The sequence below is a fragment of the Chryseomicrobium aureum genome (assembly GCF_016909155.1).
Lineage (GTDB): Bacteria > Bacillota > Bacilli > Bacillales_A > Planococcaceae > Chryseomicrobium > Chryseomicrobium aureum.
This window is the reverse complement of the sequence record NZ_JAFBFG010000001.1, coordinates 552,877-570,492: the sequence shown is the minus strand read 5'-3', so window position 1 is coordinate 570,492 and position 17,616 is coordinate 552,877. Positions and strand designations below refer to the sequence as shown.

Annotated in this window: 16 protein-coding genes; 14 read left to right on the top strand and 2 right to left on the bottom strand. The window is 44.6% G+C overall.

Annotated features, from left to right (window positions below):
- Positions 1 to 16: 16 nt before the first annotated feature.
- From buk to JOD03_RS02885, 9 genes are all read left to right on the top strand, one after another.
- A complete protein-coding gene (gene buk, locus JOD03_RS02925) occupies positions 17 to 1,093 on the top strand; it encodes a butyrate kinase (RefSeq protein WP_239584759.1) in 1,077 nt (358 codons plus the stop codon).
- Between the two features lie 12 nt (positions 1,094 to 1,105).
- The gene (gene lpdA / locus JOD03_RS02920; protein WP_204589301.1) at positions 1,106 to 2,533 is read left to right on the top strand and encodes a dihydrolipoyl dehydrogenase; all 1,428 of its coding nucleotides are present in this window, start codon (positions 1,106 to 1,108) and stop codon (positions 2,531 to 2,533) included.
- Positions 2,534 to 2,547: 14 nt separating this feature from the next.
- On the top strand, positions 2,548 to 3,552 hold the full coding sequence (locus JOD03_RS02915) for a thiamine pyrophosphate-dependent dehydrogenase E1 component subunit alpha (protein ID WP_204589300.1): 1,005 nt from the start codon (positions 2,548 to 2,550) through the stop codon (positions 3,550 to 3,552).
- Entirely contained in the window at positions 3,552 to 4,535 is a 984-nt protein-coding gene (locus JOD03_RS02910) for an alpha-ketoacid dehydrogenase subunit beta (protein WP_094942020.1), read from the top strand. Before JOD03_RS02915 ends, JOD03_RS02910 begins: the two co-directional genes overlap by 1 nt.
- A 15-nt stretch (positions 4,536 to 4,550) precedes the next feature.
- Positions 4,551 to 5,861 (top strand): dihydrolipoamide acetyltransferase family protein, encoded by a 1,311-nt coding sequence (locus tag JOD03_RS02905; RefSeq protein ID WP_204589299.1) that lies wholly within the window; start codon positions 4,551 to 4,553, stop codon positions 5,859 to 5,861.
- A gap of 104 nt (positions 5,862 to 5,965) precedes the next feature.
- Positions 5,966 to 7,297 carry a methylmalonyl-CoA mutase family protein gene (locus JOD03_RS02900; protein ID WP_204589298.1) on the top strand — a complete coding sequence of 444 codons (1,332 nt, stop codon included), beginning with the start codon at positions 5,966 to 5,968 and terminating at the stop codon, positions 7,295 to 7,297.
- The gene (gene scpA, locus JOD03_RS02895; protein WP_239584758.1) at positions 7,294 to 9,381 is read left to right on the top strand and encodes a methylmalonyl-CoA mutase; all 2,088 of its coding nucleotides are present in this window, start codon (positions 7,294 to 7,296) and stop codon (positions 9,379 to 9,381) included. The genes JOD03_RS02900 and scpA overlap by 4 nt, the downstream gene beginning before the upstream one ends.
- On the top strand, positions 9,378 to 10,373 hold the full coding sequence (gene meaB, locus JOD03_RS02890) for a methylmalonyl Co-A mutase-associated GTPase MeaB (protein ID WP_204589296.1): 996 nt from the start codon (positions 9,378 to 9,380) through the stop codon (positions 10,371 to 10,373). Before scpA ends, meaB begins: the two co-directional genes overlap by 4 nt.
- A gap of 48 nt (positions 10,374 to 10,421) precedes the next feature.
- On the top strand, positions 10,422 to 10,862 hold the full coding sequence (locus JOD03_RS02885; protein WP_204589295.1) for a BrxA/BrxB family bacilliredoxin: 441 nt from the start codon (positions 10,422 to 10,424) through the stop codon (positions 10,860 to 10,862).
- Positions 10,863 to 11,273: 411 nt separating this feature from the next.
- On the opposite strand, the gene prli42 is transcribed toward JOD03_RS02885, so the two are convergent.
- On the bottom strand, positions 11,274 to 11,369 hold the full coding sequence (gene prli42 / locus JOD03_RS13825) for a stressosome-associated protein Prli42 (protein WP_165767453.1): 96 nt from the start codon (positions 11,367 to 11,369) through the stop codon (positions 11,274 to 11,276).
- Positions 11,370 to 11,481: 112 nt separating this feature from the next.
- Between prli42 and mce the strand changes: the two genes are divergently transcribed.
- From mce to rnz, 5 genes are read left to right on the top strand one after another with little or no spacing between them, the layout of a single operon-like run.
- The gene (mce, locus tag JOD03_RS02875) at positions 11,482 to 11,895 is read left to right on the top strand and encodes a methylmalonyl-CoA epimerase (RefSeq protein ID WP_204589294.1); all 414 of its coding nucleotides are present in this window, start codon (positions 11,482 to 11,484) and stop codon (positions 11,893 to 11,895) included.
- On the top strand, positions 11,895 to 13,442 hold the full coding sequence (locus JOD03_RS02870; protein WP_204589293.1) for an acyl-CoA carboxylase subunit beta: 1,548 nt from the start codon (positions 11,895 to 11,897) through the stop codon (positions 13,440 to 13,442). Before mce ends, JOD03_RS02870 begins: the two co-directional genes overlap by 1 nt.
- A gap of 10 nt (positions 13,443 to 13,452) precedes the next feature.
- The gene (locus JOD03_RS02865; protein WP_204589292.1) at positions 13,453 to 14,550 is read left to right on the top strand and encodes a M20/M25/M40 family metallo-hydrolase; all 1,098 of its coding nucleotides are present in this window, start codon (positions 13,453 to 13,455) and stop codon (positions 14,548 to 14,550) included.
- 13 nt (positions 14,551 to 14,563) lie between these two features.
- The gene (locus JOD03_RS02860) at positions 14,564 to 15,811 is read left to right on the top strand and encodes a DNA polymerase IV (RefSeq protein ID WP_204589291.1); all 1,248 of its coding nucleotides are present in this window, start codon (positions 14,564 to 14,566) and stop codon (positions 15,809 to 15,811) included.
- Positions 15,812 to 16,768 carry a ribonuclease Z gene (gene rnz, locus JOD03_RS02855; protein WP_204589290.1) on the top strand — a complete coding sequence of 319 codons (957 nt, stop codon included), beginning with the start codon at positions 15,812 to 15,814 and terminating at the stop codon, positions 16,766 to 16,768.
- Here the strand turns inward: rnz and proC are convergent.
- Positions 16,714 to 17,553, bottom strand: a complete 840-nt coding sequence (proC, locus tag JOD03_RS02850) for a pyrroline-5-carboxylate reductase (protein ID WP_204589289.1) — start codon at positions 17,551 to 17,553, stop codon at positions 16,714 to 16,716. The genes rnz and proC overlap by 55 nt on opposite strands.
- Positions 17,554 to 17,616: the final 63 nt, after the last annotated feature.

The window sequence follows — 17,616 nt, the reverse complement described above, 5'->3', positions numbered from 1 at the left end:
AGAGGAGGCTATTGCAATGGAACCTTATCGTATCCTAGTTCTAAATCCAGGTTCGACCTCCACGAAGATCGGTATCTATGAGAATGAAACGTTACTTTTTGAAAAAACGATTCGTCACAACACAGATGAAATTGAAAAATTTCCATCCATCATCGATCAGTATGCCTTTCGGAAAGAGATGATCTTACAGGCATTGGATGAAGAACAAATGAATATTTCCCGCCTCTCAGCAGTCTGTGGGCGGGGAGGACTATTACGTCCAATTGAAGGCGGTACATATGCCGTCAACGACCAAATGTTAGAAGATTTACGTGCCGGCTATTCGGGTCAACATGCTTCGAATCTTGGAGGTATCATTGCCAATGAGATTGCAAAGGGGTTGAATATCCCGGCATTCATTGTTGACCCAGTAGTGGTCGATGAACTGCAGGACTTAGCACGTATTTCAGGAACTGCAAAACTTGAACGTCGCTCAATTTTTCATGCGCTTAACCAAAAAGCTGTTGCAAGACGCTATGCAAAAGAAATTGGCAAACCATATGACGCACTCTCATTAATTGTTGTGCATATGGGCGGCGGAGTAACGGTCGGAACACACCACAACGGCCGAGTAATCGACGTTAACAATGGACTACACGGAGATGGACCATTTAGTCCGGAACGTGCAGGCACTGTTCCAATTGGAGATCTAGTCGAGATGTGTTATTCCGGTCAATACTACCAACATGAAATTATGAAAATGATTGTAGGTCAAGGTGGTCTCGTAAGCTATCTAGGTACAAATGACGCCGTGACCGTTGAGAAACGAATTGAGGCCGGCGACACAGAGGCAAAATTGATTTATGACGCGATGGCGTATCAAGTCGCAAAAGAAATCGGTGCGCAAAGTGCTGTATTGTCTGGAAAAGTCGATGCCATTTTATTAACAGGTGGACTTGCATATGGCAAAGCATTTGTCGCTGAAATTGCAGATCGTATAAGCTGGATTGCAGATGTCGTGACCTATCCAGGAGAAGATGAATTGCAGGCTCTTGCAGAAGGAGCCTACCGCGTATTGAGTGGAGAAGAACAACCGAAGAATTATCCGAACTAGAGGAGGGATTGCATGGCACAAGAATATGATATCGTCATACTAGGCGGTGGAACGGGTGGCTACGTAGCCGCTATTCGCGCAGCTCAACTTGGACTAAAAACTGCCATTGTTGAAAAAGGAAAGCTTGGAGGAACATGCTTGCATAAAGGCTGTATTCCGAGTAAAGCCCTTTTACGCTCTGCAGAGGTGTATCATACAGCGAAGGATCGGGCGCATGAATTTGGTGTCATCACGAGTGACGTCACACTTGATTTCAGCGTAGTGCAAAAACGCAAACAATCGATTGTCGATCAATTGCATCAAGGTGTACAAGGATTGATGAAAAAAGGCAAAATCGATGTATATGAGGGCACAGGTCGTATGCTCGGACCTTCTATTTTCAGTCCATCTCCAGGTGGAACGATTTCTGTTGAAATGAATAATGGAAAAGAAAATGAAATGCTGATCCCGAAAAATGTCGTATTGGCAACGGGTTCTCGTCCACGTACATTGCCTGGACTTACAATCGATAAAGAATTCGTGATGACGTCGGATGAAGCCCTTGAAATGACAGAACTTCCAAAGTCGATCATCATCGTTGGCGGTGGCGTCATTGGAATTGAATGGGCATCAATGTTACATGATTTTGGTGTAGAAGTCACAGTCATTGAGTATGCGGACCGTATTATTCCTACTGAAGATGATGCCATTTCTAAAGAAATGAAAAAAATTCTTGAGAAAAAAGGTATCACGATCGTTACGTCAGCGAAAGTGGTCTCAGAGACGTTGAAAGTCGACAATGGTGTCACTATCGAAGCTGAAATCAAAGGCGAAATGCAGAGCTTCCAAGCAGAAAAAATGCTAGTGTCCGTTGGTCGCCAAGCAAATGTCGAAAACATTGGTATCGAAAACACAGATATTGTAGTTGAGAATGGATTTGTTCAAGTATCAGACACGTATCAAACAAAAGAGTCGCACATCTACGCAATCGGAGATGTTATCGGAGGTCTTCAACTTGCACACGTGGCGAGTCACGAAGGAATCACTGCTGTCGAGCATATTGCAGGGGAAGACGTGCACGCGATGGAAACTGAAAAAGTTGCTCGTTGTGTTTACTCAAACCCTGAAGCGTCAAGCGTTGGGATGACGGAAGCACAAGCTAAAGAGCGTGGCTACAACATCAAAACTGGAAAATTCTCATTCAAAGCTATCGGAAAAGCGCTTGTCTACGGTGAATCAGATGGTTTTGTAAAGATTATTGCCGATAAAGATACAAATGATATTTTAGGCGTACACATGATTGGACCGCACGCGACAGACTTAATCTCTGAAGCAGGTCTAGCAATGGTATTAGATGCGACTCCATGGGAAATTGGTTCAACTATTCACCCACACCCAACACTATCTGAAATCATGGGTGAAGCAGCATTAGCAGTCGATGGAAAAGCCATTCATAGTTAAAAGGGGGAAATCAAATGTCTACACGTCATGAAGAAGTCGGTCTAACAAACGACGATGTGTTGAAAATGTACGAAACAATGCTACTGGCACGCCGTATTGATGAGCGTATGTGGTTACTCAACCGTGCAGGTAAAATTCCATTTGTTATTTCATGTCAAGGACAAGAAGCCGCTCAAGTAGGAGCAGCCTATGCACTAGATACTGATAAAGATTACATTGCACCGTATTATCGCGATATGGGTGTTGTCTTGCATTTTGGTATGACAGCACGTGATTTAATGCTTTCGGCTTTCGCGAAAGCGGAAGATCCAAACTCTGGCGGTCGCCAAATGCCGGGTCACTTTGGACAGAAGAAAAACCGAATCCTAACAGGTTCTTCTCCTGTAACGACACAGTTACCGCATGCAGTAGGTGTCGCACTTGCAGCAAAAATTGAAAAGAAAGATTTTGTTTCTTTCGTAACACTTGGAGAAGGTTCTTCAAACCAAGGCGATTTCCACGAAGGATTGAACTTTGCGGGCGTTCATAAATTGCCATGTATCACAATGGTAGAAAACAATAAATACGCGATTTCGGTACCTTTTGATCGCCAAGTCGCTAGTAAAAATATTGCGGATCGTGCAATCGCTTATGGAATGCCTGGTTTTGAAGTAGACGGGAAAGACCCAATCGAAGTCTACCGTGTTACAAAAGAAGCAGTAGAACGTGCACGTAATGGGGAAGGTCCTTCTCTAATCGAAGCTGTGACATTCCGTTTAACGGCGCACTCATCCGATGACGATGATCGCCAGTACAAATCTGCTGAAGAGATTGCAGAAGGTAAAAAACTTGATCCTATCCTTTCATTTGCAGCGTACTTAAAAGAAAACGGCGTCTTAACAGATGAGTCTGAAAAAGAATTAAACGACCGCATCATGAAGGAAGTCAATGAAGCTACAGATTACGCTGAAAACGCAGCGTATGCGGCTCCAGAAGATGCACTGAAACATGTATATGCTGAGCAAGGAGGCGACAACTAATGCCGATTATGTCTTATATCGATGCCATCACACTTGCAATGAAAGAAGAAATGGAACGCGATGAGCGCGTATTCGTTCTTGGAGAAGATGTTGGCCGTAAAGGTGGCGTATTCAAAGCTACAAATGGTTTATATGATCAATTCGGAGAATACCGCGTTCTTGATACACCACTTGCTGAATCAGCAATCGCAGGTGTCGGAATTGGTGCGGCGATGTACGGACTACGTCCAATCGCAGAGATGCAGTTTGCAGATTTCATCATGCCAGCTGTGAACCAAATTATCTCAGAAGCAGCGCGTATTCGCTACCGTTCAAACAATGACTGGACATGTCCAATGGTTATTCGTGCTCCTTTTGGTGGAGGCATTCACGGTGCACTGTATCATTCACAATCTGTTGAAGCGGTCTTTGCAAACCAACCAGGACTTAAAATTGTCATTCCTTCTACACCTTACGATGCAAAAGGCTTGTTAAAAGCTGCGATTCGCGACGAGGATCCAGTGCTATTCTTTGAGCACAAACGTGCGTATCGTTTGATCAAAGGTGAAGTTCCGACAGAAGACTATACAATCGAAATCGGAAAAGTGGATGTGAAGCGTGAAGGAGAAGACATTACGGTCATCACTTACGGATTAGCGGTTCACTTTGCACTACAAGCAGCAGAGCGCCTAGAAAAAGACGGCATCTCTGCACACGTAGTCGACCTTCGTACAGTCTATCCACTGGATAAAGAGGGGATCATCGAAGCGGCATCGAAAACGGGTAAAGTACTACTTGTAACAGAAGATAACAAGGAAGGAAGTATCATGTCAGAGGTCGCAGCAATCATCGCTGAAAACTGCTTATTTGATCTTGATGCTCCTGTTCAGCGCCTTGCAGGACCAGATGTTCCAGCAATGCCATATGCACCAACGATGGAGAAGTTCTTCATGATCAATCCAGATAAAGTTGAAAAAGCAATGCGTGAGCTTGCAGAATTCTAACAAGGAGGTCTTTACATGGCACTTGAACAAATTAAAATGCCTCAGCTTGGCGAGAGTGTTACAGAAGGTACGATTGAAAAGTGGCTCGTCTCTCCTGGAGATCACGTAAACAAGTACGATCCACTAGCTGAAGTGAATACAGATAAAGTAACTGCTGAAATCCCATCTTCGTTCACGGGTGTTATCAAAGAATTAATTGCTGCTGAAGGAGATACTTTGGCTGTTGGTGAAGTCGTATGTACGATTGAAACAGAAGGTGGCGGGACCGAAGAAGCGCCAGCTGAAAAAACAAGCGAACAACCGAAAGAGGAATCTAAATCTGCACCACAACAAGAGCAATCTAAAGCAGCCCCTGCAAAAGCAGAACGTCCAGCGGGTGCTGGTCGCTTCTCACCTGCTGTGTTAAAAATGGCAGGCGAACATGGCATCGACTTAAGTTTGGTCGAAGGATCTGGGAAAGAAGGCCGCATCACGCGTAAAGACCTTCAAAAAATCATTGATTCAGGTGAACTACCACAAGCAAAAGAAGCGCCAGTTGCTGCACCAGTAGAAGAAGCACCAAAGTCTACTCCTGCTGCGCAAACGACGGCTGCTGCACCGAAACAAGACATCCCAACATTACCTGGTGATGTTGAAATTCCAGTTACGGGTATCCGTAAAGCGATTGCAGCAAACATGTTACGCAGTAAACATGAGGCGCCACATGCTTGGACGATGATTGAAGTCGACGTGACGAACCTTGTTCAGTACCGTGACTCGATCAAAACTGAGTTCAAACAAAAAGAAGGCTTCAATGTCACGTATTTTGCGTTCTTCGTAAAAGCTGTTGCACAAGCATTGAAAGAATTCCCAATGATGAACTCGATGTGGGCTGGGGACAAAATCATCCAGAAAAAAGACATCAATATCTCCATCGCAGTCGCTACGGAAGATGCTCTTTACGTTCCTGTTATCAAACATGCGGATGAAAAAACAATCAAAGGCATCGCACGTGAAATCAATGAACTTGCAGGCAAAGTCCGTGCAGGTAAATTGAAATCAGACGATATGCAAGGTGGAACATTTACAGTGAACAATACCGGTTCATTTGGTTCTGTTCAGTCTATGGGAATCATCAACTACCCACAAGCTGCAATTCTTCAAGTGGAATCCATCGTAAAGCGTCCAGTGATTATGGACGGCGGTATGATTGCTGCGCGTGACATGGTCAATTTATGTCTGTCACTAGATCACCGTGTGCTTGACGGTCTCGTTTGCGGACGCTTCTTAGCGCGAGTAAAAGAGATTTTAGAAAACATGACTAAAGAAAACACATCTGTTTATTAAGATGTCGAAGTCGTCCAATTTTTTGGACGACTTTTTGTTTATCTCGAAAAAATCTAGTACACTAGAAAGTGGAATGGAAACGGATTCACGGGGAGGAACGGATAATGGTAGACAACAGGGAACAACCAACTGCTAACGACTGGAAGCAGCTAGTGACGGATTCATTAAAAGGGAAAGACTGGCGGGTACTGACAACGCAAACAGCAGAAGGTATTTCTATAGAGCCTCTTTATTTTGAGCGGACAGACAAGTTGAGAGAACAAGCTTCTACTTTGCATACAATCTGGAATAGTCAGGTAGCGACTTTTACTAAACCGCTAGATTCTATAGAAGTTGACACACGTCCTGTACACCGAGAAGGCGCTGACGCTGTTACCGAATTAGTGGCGTTTTTAACTGCTGCTCATGATTATACAGAGACGCATCATCAGTTGCCGTCACAAGTCGGATTCGCAGTAGATACACATTTCTTTATGGAAATTGCTAAGTTACGAGCGGCACGTCTTGTTTGGCATGCATTTTGTCTGGCGCGAAAAGTAGAACCAACTACTTTACATATATATGCGGAAACATCACTCCGCTCGTATTCACTTTTCGACCCACCTGTTAATTTGCTTCGTAGTGCAAACAGCGCATTTTCTGCAGTCATCGGAGGCGCTAATGCGGTCGCAGTTTATCCATATGACGAATTGACAGGAGCTACAGCTACAAGCGAGCGCCTCGCAGAAAATGTTGTCGAAGTCATTCGTCATGAAAGTTTTGTAACGGCTGTCCAAGACCCTTCAGCAGGAGCATACGCAGTTGAGAGTTTGACAGATCAATTGGCCAATGAAGCCTGGACACTATTTTTACAAACTGTTGAGCTTTCTGTTGAAGAACGCGCACAGTGGTTTGCAGATCGTGCACAAGCATCGTTTACTTTCCAGCTTGAGCGTCTTGCGAAACGCAAACAAGCATTGATTGGAACAACATCGTACGCAAACCCTGTAGATGTCGCAGGTACTAGTGTGTCTGATCATGGCTATAAGCGTCTTGCAGAACCATTTGAGAAACTAAGAAATGAGTTACACTCCTACAGTGATAAAGTTGTTATCATTCAAGCCGGAGAGTATAAAGCATCCAAAGCGCGTGTAGATTATATCAAAGGTGTGCTTTCCGTCTATGGCTGGGATGCACAAGTCATCGATGTAGAAACGTTCCATCAGGTACATGATGCATACGTATATGCAGTAGTTGCAGGAACAGATGAAGATAGTGAAGCCTTTGTAGAGAGTGGACACTCTTTTGAGGGAACACTGAACGTTGCAGGCAATCATCCAAAGCTTGCGGCATGGAGAGAATACGGAGTGCAAGGAGCGATTTATGCTGGACAGTCACTTCTAGAAAAAGGGTCAGAACTTGTTGCAGTCTTCAAAGGTCAGGGGGAAGTCAAATGACAATCAAAACAAACGAAGGAATCTCTATCAAGCCTGTCTACACAGAAGCGGACCTACAAGCAGTGAAGCATGTGAATGATTTCCCTGGAATGGTGCCATTTACCCGTGGACCGTATCCAACGATGTACGTTACAAAACCATGGACGGTTCGTCAATACGCAGGATTCTCAACAGCTGAAGAAAGTAATGCGTTTTATCGTCGTAATTTGGCGATGGGGCAAAAAGGACTTTCTGTAGCATTTGACCTTGCGACGCACCGCGGATATGACTCGGATCATGCACGTGTAAAAGGAGACGTAGGAAAAGCCGGGGTTGCCATTGACTCAGTGGAAGACATGAAAATCTTATTTGATGGAATTCCATTAGATCAAATGTCTGTTTCGATGACGATGAACGGAGCAGTTCTTCCAATTCTTGCATTTTTCATTGTGACCGCGGAGGAACAAGGCGTTACTCCTGAGCAGCTAACAGGAACGATTCAAAATGACATTTTGAAAGAGTACATGGTTCGTAATACGTACATCTATCCACCTGAAATGTCGATGAAAATCATTGCGGATATTTTCGCATTCACATCTCAGCACATGCCAAAATTCAATTCGATTTCAATTTCCGGTTATCACATGCAAGAAGCAGGGGCGACTGCGGACATCGAGCTTGCCTATACACTCGCAGATGGACTGGAATATGTGCGAACAGGTCTAGCGGCAGGTATGGACATTGACCGCTTTGCACCCCGCTTATCGTTCTTCTGGGCAGTTGGCATGAACTACTACATGGAAGTAGCCAAGATGCGCGCTGCTCGTCACATCTGGGCGGAGTTACTTGCACAGTTTAACCCGAAAAACGAAAAATCATTGGCACTACGCACGCACTCGCAAACGTCGGGTTGGAGTTTAACAGAGCAAGATCCATTCAATAACGTGACGCGCACACTTCTTGAAGCGAATGCCGCAGCAATGGGGCATACGCAATCTCTTCACACGAATGCGCTGGATGAAGCGATTGCACTCCCTACAGACTTCTCTGCGCGCATTGCACGCAATACGCAACTGTTCTTACAAGAAGAAGCAAAGATGACGTCTATCATTGATCCTTGGGGCGGTTCTTACTATGTAGAGTCCCTTACAGATGAATTAATCAAAAAAGCATGGGCGCATATCGAAGAGATTGAGGGTCTAGGTGGAATGGCTAAAGCAATTGAAACAGGTCTTCCTAAAATGAAGATTGAAGAAGCTGCTGCAATTCGCCAAGCTCAGATTGATTCGAAACAGGAAAAAATTGTCGGTGTCAACTATCGTAGATTAGATAAAGAAGACCCAATCGATATTTTAGCAATTGACAATACAGCTGTACGAAAATCTCAAATTGAGCGTCTTGCACATGTTCGTCAGACTCGCGATGAAAAAGCTGTCCAGCAAGCACTAGTTGCTTTAACAGACGTTGCGAAGTCGGGAGAAGGCAACCTGTTAGCATATGCTGTGGAAGCTGCGCGTCACCGGGCGACTCTTGGAGAGATTTCCGACGCAATTGAAGAAGTGTCCGGTCGTCACAAAGCAATTATTCGTTCCATCAGTGGCGTGTACAGCTCCAATTATTCAGAAGCACAAGAAGTAGATGACGTGAAACAAATGGCAGAAGATTTCTTAGAAAATGAAGGTCGACGCCCGCGAATTATGATTGCTAAGATGGGACAAGATGGACATGACCGTGGCGCGAAAGTAATCGCGACAGCGTTTGCAGATCTCGGGTTCGACGTTGATATGGGGCCACTGTTCCAGACACCTGAAGAAACAGCGCTACAAGCAGTTGAAAATGATGTACACGTGATCGGTGTTAGTTCACTCGCTGCAGGGCACTTAACGCTTGTACCGGAATTAAAAGAAGAATTGAAAAAGCTTGGCCGTGAAGACATTTTACTCGTCGTCGGCGGCGTTATTCCAAGTCAAGATTACGCATTCTTACTCGAAAACGGAGCATCCGCTATTTTTGGACCGGGAACAGTTATCCCCGTCGCTGCTCAGAAAGTGATTGAAGAAATTTACCGTCAACTTGGCTACGAAGAAACCGGAGTTTCTTCATGAAAAAGTTTGTAAAAAAAATCGAGAAACCAATTGATGTGGCGCAACTTGCGGATGATATTTTAGCAGGTTCCCGCATCGCCCTTGCAAAAGGAATCACATTGCTTGAAAGCCAGCGCAATCAAGACCATGAGCTAGCCCAGACGCTCTTACAAACCGTTCTCCCGAAATCTGGACAATCTCTACGAATTGGGATTACCGGTGTGCCAGGTGCAGGGAAAAGCACGTTCATTGAAACGTTTGGCAAAATGCTTTGTGATGAAGGCCACCGTGTGGCAGTTCTAGCCATTGATCCTACTTCTTCCCGTTCTGGTGGAAGCATTTTAGGTGATAAGACGCGGATGGAGCAACTCGTCAAAGAGCCCAATGCTTTTGTCCGTCCTTCGCCTACTTCAGGAACGCTAGGCGGTGTTCACAAGAAAAGTCGAGAGACCATGCTGCTATGCGAAGCTGCTGGGTTTGATATTGTGCTGATTGAAACAGTTGGGGTCGGCCAATCCGAGACGACTGTCCGTGGTATGACCGATTTTTTCTTGCTTTTGACGTTAACCGGCGCAGGAGATGAGTTGCAAGGGATGAAAAAAGGGATTATGGAGCTTGCAGACGCCATTGTTGTGCATAAAGCAGATGGACCGAACGAAGCATTTGCGAAAAAAACCGTTGCGGAGTATAAACAGATTTTGCATTTTATCCAACCTGCGACGGAAGGATGGACACCAAGAGCTCTACCGGTATCTTCGTATAAGCGAACGGGATTAGAGGATGTCTGGTCGATGATTCAAGAATTTCAACAAATGACGAATGAATCGGGACGATTTGCAGCGCGGCGTGCGTCGCAACAACGGGAATGGTTTCAAAACTCCGTGACGGATGAACTTGTACGTCGTTTCTTTTCAGATGGGACAAAGAAGCAGAAGATGAAAGAGCTTGAGAAGCAAGTGGCAGACTCCAAACTTACCATTGAACAAGCACTCGCTAAACTTTTTACTTCTTAAAGTGACCAAAAGTCTGATACAATACAGCTATAAAGGAGTGTTTACACGATGAGTATGGATTTTAACCTATATATGAATGAAATCGTTACAACAGCACGTAACGAGATGGATGCAGCAGGCTATGAGCAATTACGTACACCTGAGGATGTGGACCGCGCTTTAGAACGCCCGGGTACGACTCTTTTCATGGTGAATTCAGTATGTGGATGTGCGGGCGGTATTGCACGTCCAGCAGCAACACATGCAGTACACTATGATCGTCGTCCAGATCACTTAGTGACAGTATTCGCAGGACAAGACAAAGAAGCAACATTCTACGCACGTGATAAGTTTGGCGACGAGCATTTGCCATCTTCTCCATCTTTCGTACTTGTAAAAGACGGACAGATGGTAGCGGAAGTAGGCCGTCATGAAATTGAAGGCCACGACCCGATGAGTGTGATTGCAAACTTGCAAGGTTTATTTGAAGAACACTGCGAAGAGTATTAAGTTAAGTAGGACTATTTGAAAAGCGTTGAAGTCTCTATTTATGAGGGGCTTTAGCGCTTTTTCTAGTTTAGGAAACTGAGCGGTCGTTCATCGGCTGAAAGTGAAATTTATTCTACCCAAATCACGATTTATTCTACCGAAATCAATTTTAATCTACCGAAGTCAAGTTATGGAAACTAATTTCTAATGTGTATGCCAAGAATCAACGTCAATAACCAAAAAAAGTATCTCCTCTTTAAATTTTTAGAGGAGATACTGATTTTTTAGTAACAATAGCTATTGCCAATGATGAAATCGAGTTGCAAACGCCAGAAACACGCTCCGAAATCCGTCGCACCCGCAAAGGCTGGAATACGCCTTCACCTGCACGCCGGATTTCCTCGGAGTTTCTAGATCGCCGTTCTCCACATCTTAAAGTAAGAAACTTAACCCAAAAACAAACGTCGATAATAACATTGTAATGATCATCAAGTAAATAATAACTTTTCGAAAGGTTTCATTTCGCATCCAAACATCGCTCCTCTAGTTGACTACCCTTATTTTATCAGACACAAAAGAGGTAGCCAACCTTTTTTGAAATCGCTACAATAGAAGATAAGTGTGAAAGGGGATGACGAGGATGAAAAAAGTCGATCACATTGGAATTGCGGTTCATTCAATTGATGAAGCGCTTCCATACTATATAGAAACATTAGGGCTTCCACTGCTGAAAGTCGAAGAAGTTCAAAGTGAGCAAGTGAAAGTGGCCTTCCTTGATGCGGGCAACTTGAAATTGGAATTACTCGAACCATTATCTGAAAGCAGTGCCATCCATGGTTTTTTGGAAAAGAAAGGTCCAGGCATGCACCATATTGCGTTTGGAGTAGAATCTATTCAAGCTAGACTGAATGACTTGAAAGACAACGGGGTACGTCTCATTCAAGAACAACCGAAAGTGGGAGCAGGTGGAGCACTAGTTGCATTTATCCATCCAAAATCTTCTCACGGTGTACTTTATGAACTTTGCGAAAAACAGTCGGAGGCGAAAAACTAATGGATATGTACGATAAAATCAATGAATTGTATGACCGAAAACGCACGATTGAACTTGGCGGTGGCGATGAGCGCATCGAAAAACAACACGAAAAAGGCAAATTAACTGCGCGCGAGCGAATCGATTTATTAGTCGATGAAGGTACATTTGTAGAGTTAAATCCTTTCATCAAACACCGAACAACCGACTTCGGCATGGACAAGCTTGAAGGACCTGGAGATGGAGTTGTCACAGGGTATGGTAAAGTCGCTGGCAAACCAGTCTATTTGTTCTCACAAGACTTTACCGTATTTGGCGGTGCGCTTGGAGAGATGCATGCACTTAAAATTGCAAACGTAATGGATCTTGCAGCGAAAAATGGAGCGCCATTCATCGGACTCAATGATTCTGGCGGGGCTCGTATTCAAGAAGGCGTAGTTTCACTTGATGGATATGGTCAGATTTTCTATCGCAATGCGATCTATTCAGGTGTTATTCCTCAAATTTCTGTCATCTTAGGCCCATGTGCGGGTGGGGCTGTCTATTCGCCTGCAATCACTGACTTTGTGTTTATGACAGATAAAACAAGCCAAATGTTTATCACTGGACCTAAAGTAATCGAAACAGTTACTGGCGAAAAGATTTCCTCAGAAGACCTGGGTGGTTCAAAAGTACATAACACAATCAGTGGGAATGCGCATTTCCGTGGTGCTACAGAAGAAGAAGTGCTGGCAGAAGTACGAAAATTGCTTACATACTTGCCACAGAACAATGAAGAAAAGACGCCAATCATGGAAACACAACCAGAATCGGATGAGCGTCCAGACCTTGCTGATATCGTACCGTTTGAAGCAATTCGTCCGTACGATATTCGCCGCGTTCTTGAGCAAGTGGTCGATGCCGATTCGTTCTTAGAAGTGCAATCTGAATTTGCGCGGAACATCGTAGTTGGGTTCGCACGGATTAAAGGCGAAACGGTCGGACTGATCTGTAACCAACCCAAAGTGATGGCTGGAGGACTTGACATCGATTCATCCGATAAAGCAGCGCGCTTTATCCGTTTCTGTGACTCATTTAACATTCCACTCATCACATTTGAAGATGTGACGGGTTTCTTCCCAGGCATCAAGCAAGAGCACGGAGGGATTATTCGCCACGGCGCGAAGATCCTATATGCATACTCAGAAGCAACCGTTCCTAAAATTACAGTTATCTTACGGAAAGCGTATGGCGGTGCATACGTAGCTTTAAATTCAAAATCTATCGGAGCCGACGTTGTATTTGCTTGGCCAAACGCAGAAATTGCCGTAATGGGACCAAATGGTGCAGCGAACATTATATTTGCGCGTGAAATCGCAGGAAGTCCAGACCCAGAAGCAACGCGTGCTGAAAAAATCGAAGAATACCGCGAGAAATTTGCGAATCCTTACGTAGCAGCATCTATGGGTATGGTAGATGACGTCATCGATCCACGTGAGACACGTATCAAACTTATTCAAGCACTCGAGATGATGCGCACCAAAAAAGAAACACGACCAAAGAAAAAACACGGAAATATCCCGTTGTAAGGAGAGACGCATGACACGACTACTCGAAGAATTTATTGAACTTGTTGAAATTCCATCAGAGACTGGAAATGAACAAATCATTGCACCCGTCTTAAAGACAAAACTTGAAGACTTAGGATTTACCGTTCTAGAAGATGATGCAAAAGAAAAAACAGGCTTCGGTGCTGGAAACTTGATTGCAACAAAACCAGGAGACGCAGCATTACCAAAACTATTGTTCTCCGTTCACATGGATACCGTGACACCAGGGGTAGACATCAAAGCAGTACGCGGGGGTGACCGCATCGTGTCTGAAGGTGAGACGATTCTTGGTGCAGATGACAAAGCGGGAATTGCAGCACTTTTTGAAGCGTTACGTCGCGTAAACGAATCGGAAGCACACCATGGTCAGTTGCAAGTGGTTATCACCGTTGGGGAAGAGAGTGGCTTAGTTGGGGCAAAAGCACTGGACCCATCTCTACTCGATGCTGATTTTGGTTATGCACTCGATAGCGATGGAGAGGTTGGCGGTATTGTCGTTGCAGCACCTTTCCAAGCAAAGCTTTGGACGACCATCACCGGAAAACCGGCACACGCTGGAGTAGCACCTGAAAAAGGGATTTCAGCAATTACAGTCGCAGCAAAATCCATCAGTGCGATGAATCTAGGACGTATCGACGAAGAGACGACAGCGAACATCGGTCGTTTTGAAGGTGGAAAGGCGACGAACATCGTCTGTCCGGAAGTCCATATCTTATCAGAAGCCCGTGCACTGACAGAAGAAAAAGTAAATGCCCAGGTAAAGCATATGGTTGATACATTCGAGACGACTGCAACGTCGCTTGGTGCGTCGGCAGAGACGAAGACAGAATTGATGTATCCAGGATTCTCTTTCAGTGAACAAGATGAAGTGGTCAGCTACGCGAAACACTCATTTGAAGCACTTGAAATTCCAGTATCCATCAAACGGAGCGGAGGCGGAAGTGATGCCAATGTATTCAATGGACTTGGGATCCCGACAGCTATCTTATCTGTTGGCTATGAAGAAATCCATACGACAAACGAGTCGATGCCAATCGCTCAGCTAGAAAAGCTTGCAGATGTTGTGACACATCTAATCAAACGCTAAAGGAGGAAAGCATATGGCCGAACAGGCGAGAATTTTGTTTCATCTAGATATGAATAGTTTTTTCGCTTCTGTTGAACAGGCCTATGATCCCACTTTGAAAGGGAAGCCAGTCGCAGTGGCCGGCAACCCAAAAGAGCGTAAAGGTATCATCATCACGTGTTCCTATGAAGCACGAGCTTACGGGATTTATACAACAATGTCCGTTTGGGAAGCGAAGCGCAAATGCCCTTCGCTTCTTTTCGTTACACCAACATTTGAGCGCTACAGAATCGCCTCACAAGCCATGTTTGCTATCTTGCGCGACTATACCTCCCTCGTTGAACCGGTTTCAATTGATGAAGGGTATGTAGATGTCACAGATATCGTAGAAGGGGCACAAGCTATCAAACTCGCGCATACGATTCAAGATCGAATCAAGCGAGAGCTAGACTTGCCATGCAGTATTGGTATTGCGCCAAATAAGTTTCTAGCAAAGATGGCGAGTGGTATGAAAAAACCAATGGGCATTACGATTTTACGCAAACGCGATGTTCCCCAAGTACTATGGCCACTTGCAGTAGGTGAGATGCATGGTGTTGGTGACAAGACAGAAAAAAAGCTAAATGACAAAGGCATCCAAACAATTGGAGATCTCGCCCGTTTATCTGAAAAACAGGTACAAGAATTGCTTGGTCAACACGGCGAAAAACTATGGAGACGCGCACATGGAATTGACAGACGGCTGGTGGATCCTGACTCAGTCTATGAGCGGAAAAGTGTTGGGAACTCAAAAACGTTGTCCATTGATGAAACATCCAAACTAGCGCTTTTTGCACACATCGACCAACTCTCGACAAAAGTGGCAGACCGTTTAAAAGAAAAAGGCTACGTCGGCTATGTGGTGAACGTTCAAGTGCGCTACCACGACTGGCAGAACAAGTCGAAAAGTCGCACATTTCGAGAATCCATTTATAAAAAAGCTGATATCGCAAGAATTTCCAAGCAGCTGTTTACAGAACTTTGGAACGAAGAGCCTGTTCGACTTGTTGGAGTGACTGTACAGGATTTAAAAGAACCCGGTGAAATCACCGAGCAGTTGACATTTGAATCGTATGAACAAATTGCTAAAGAAGAGCCTGTCCGAAATCTTATAGAAGATTTGCAGAAGAAATACGGGAAAACAAGCATTCAAAAAGGAATTAAACTAAAGAAGAAAACTGGCTCTACATCAAGTTTTAGTAAAGACTTTTTAAACGATCATAGGCGAAAGAAGGACGATTGAATGGAACTACTTTTTCTTGGGACCGGTGCAGGTATGCCGTCTAAACAACGCAATACGACCTCTATTGTTGTCAATCTCGTGGAAGAACGGGGCACATACTGGCTGATTGATTGTGGAGAAGCAACGCAGCATCAGCTTTTGTATACGTCACTAAAACCTCGGCGCATCGAAAAGATATTCATCACACACATGCATGGAGATCATATTTACGGCTTACCCGGCCTACTTGGATCACGCTCGTTCCTTGGTGGTACGGAAAAACTCACGGTATATGGGCCACGCGGAATCGAAGAGTATATCCGGTTGTCACTCAAACTTTCTCGCACTCACTTGACGTATCCACTTGAAATTATTGAAATCGAACCGGGTGTGGTGTTTGAAGATACGGAGTTCCGAGTCCTGACAGAACGATTAGATCATGTCATTCCGTGTTATGGATTTCGTATTGAACAGAATGATCAGCCTGGGACATTGTTAATGGAAAAAGTACGTGAACTTCACGTGCCGAGAGGTCCACTACTTGGACGGTTAAAAGCAGGGGAAGATATCGTGCTAGAAGATGGGCGAGTAGTCAAAAGTGGAGATGTAACTTCACAACCGAAACCAGGATTTACAGTTACTGTTCTAGGTGACACGCGTTTCACTGAATCCTCTATTGCACTTGCTAAAGAGGCGGACATCGTCGTGCATGAAGCAACGTTCGACGATACAGGGAAGAAAATGGCACAAGACTATGGGCACTCGACGTTCCGACAAGCGGCACAAGTGGCAAACGAAGCGCAGGCGAAACATTTAATCGTAACTCATATCAGTGCACGGTTTACAAATGAAAACGAGCCGTCTCTATTAAAGGAACTAAACGAGAGCGGCTGTCCATCTTTTATTGCGTCAGATTTTATGCATTACAAACTGCTGCGCGATGGCAACATTGAATCTTTTACAACTTCCCCTAAATGAGCAGATTGTGTACAGGCTGCTTCAATGCCTTTTACAATCGCCGTATCGAGACCTAGGTCTTTCATTTGTTTCAACCCAGCTTCTGTCGTCCCACCAGGACTCGTCACACGCTTTCTTAGTGTGGCGGGTTTTTCATTTGTCTCTTTCAGCATTGCTACAGCTCCATCTAATGTTTGTAAGATCAGCGCGTTCGCTTGCTCTTGTGGTAAACCGATTTCCTGTGCAGCGCGTTGCAATGCTTCGGTGACAAAGTAGATGTAAGCAGGTCCGCTTCCTGATAACGCAGTCACGGCATGCATCTGGTCATCCTCCATTACCTCGACAGTTCCAATTGCTTCAAACAATGCTTCTACAAAGTGTAAGTTCGATTCTATAACTGTAGGCGTGTGGCTCATAACCGTAGCACTTTTCCCAATTGTAGCGGATGTATTCGGCATAATACGCACAATTGGATGGCCAGGAAAGGCATGAGTCAAGAGCTCTAAATCAATACCAGCTATCACCGACAATACAGTTACATGCTTTGGGAGCAGAGGCTGAATCGCCTGGAAGGCTTGCTGAGCATCTTTTGGCTTCATCGCAAGCACTACATAATCTGCATCCTCTAAGCATGTTGGATGATCTTTCACGAGCTCAATTTTGTATTTTGTTTGTAGGTCTGTGAGCGCTTGATCATCACTCTTATTGGTCACGTACAACGAAAGAGGAGGAAGTTTGGGAGAGTTCACCCACCCGCTAATAATCGCTTCTGCCATTGCACCAGCTCCAAAAAACACAATCTTCATGGAAAACGCCTCCTCAAGTATAATGATTCGAATTATAGAGTTGTCCGTCTAACTTGTCAATGC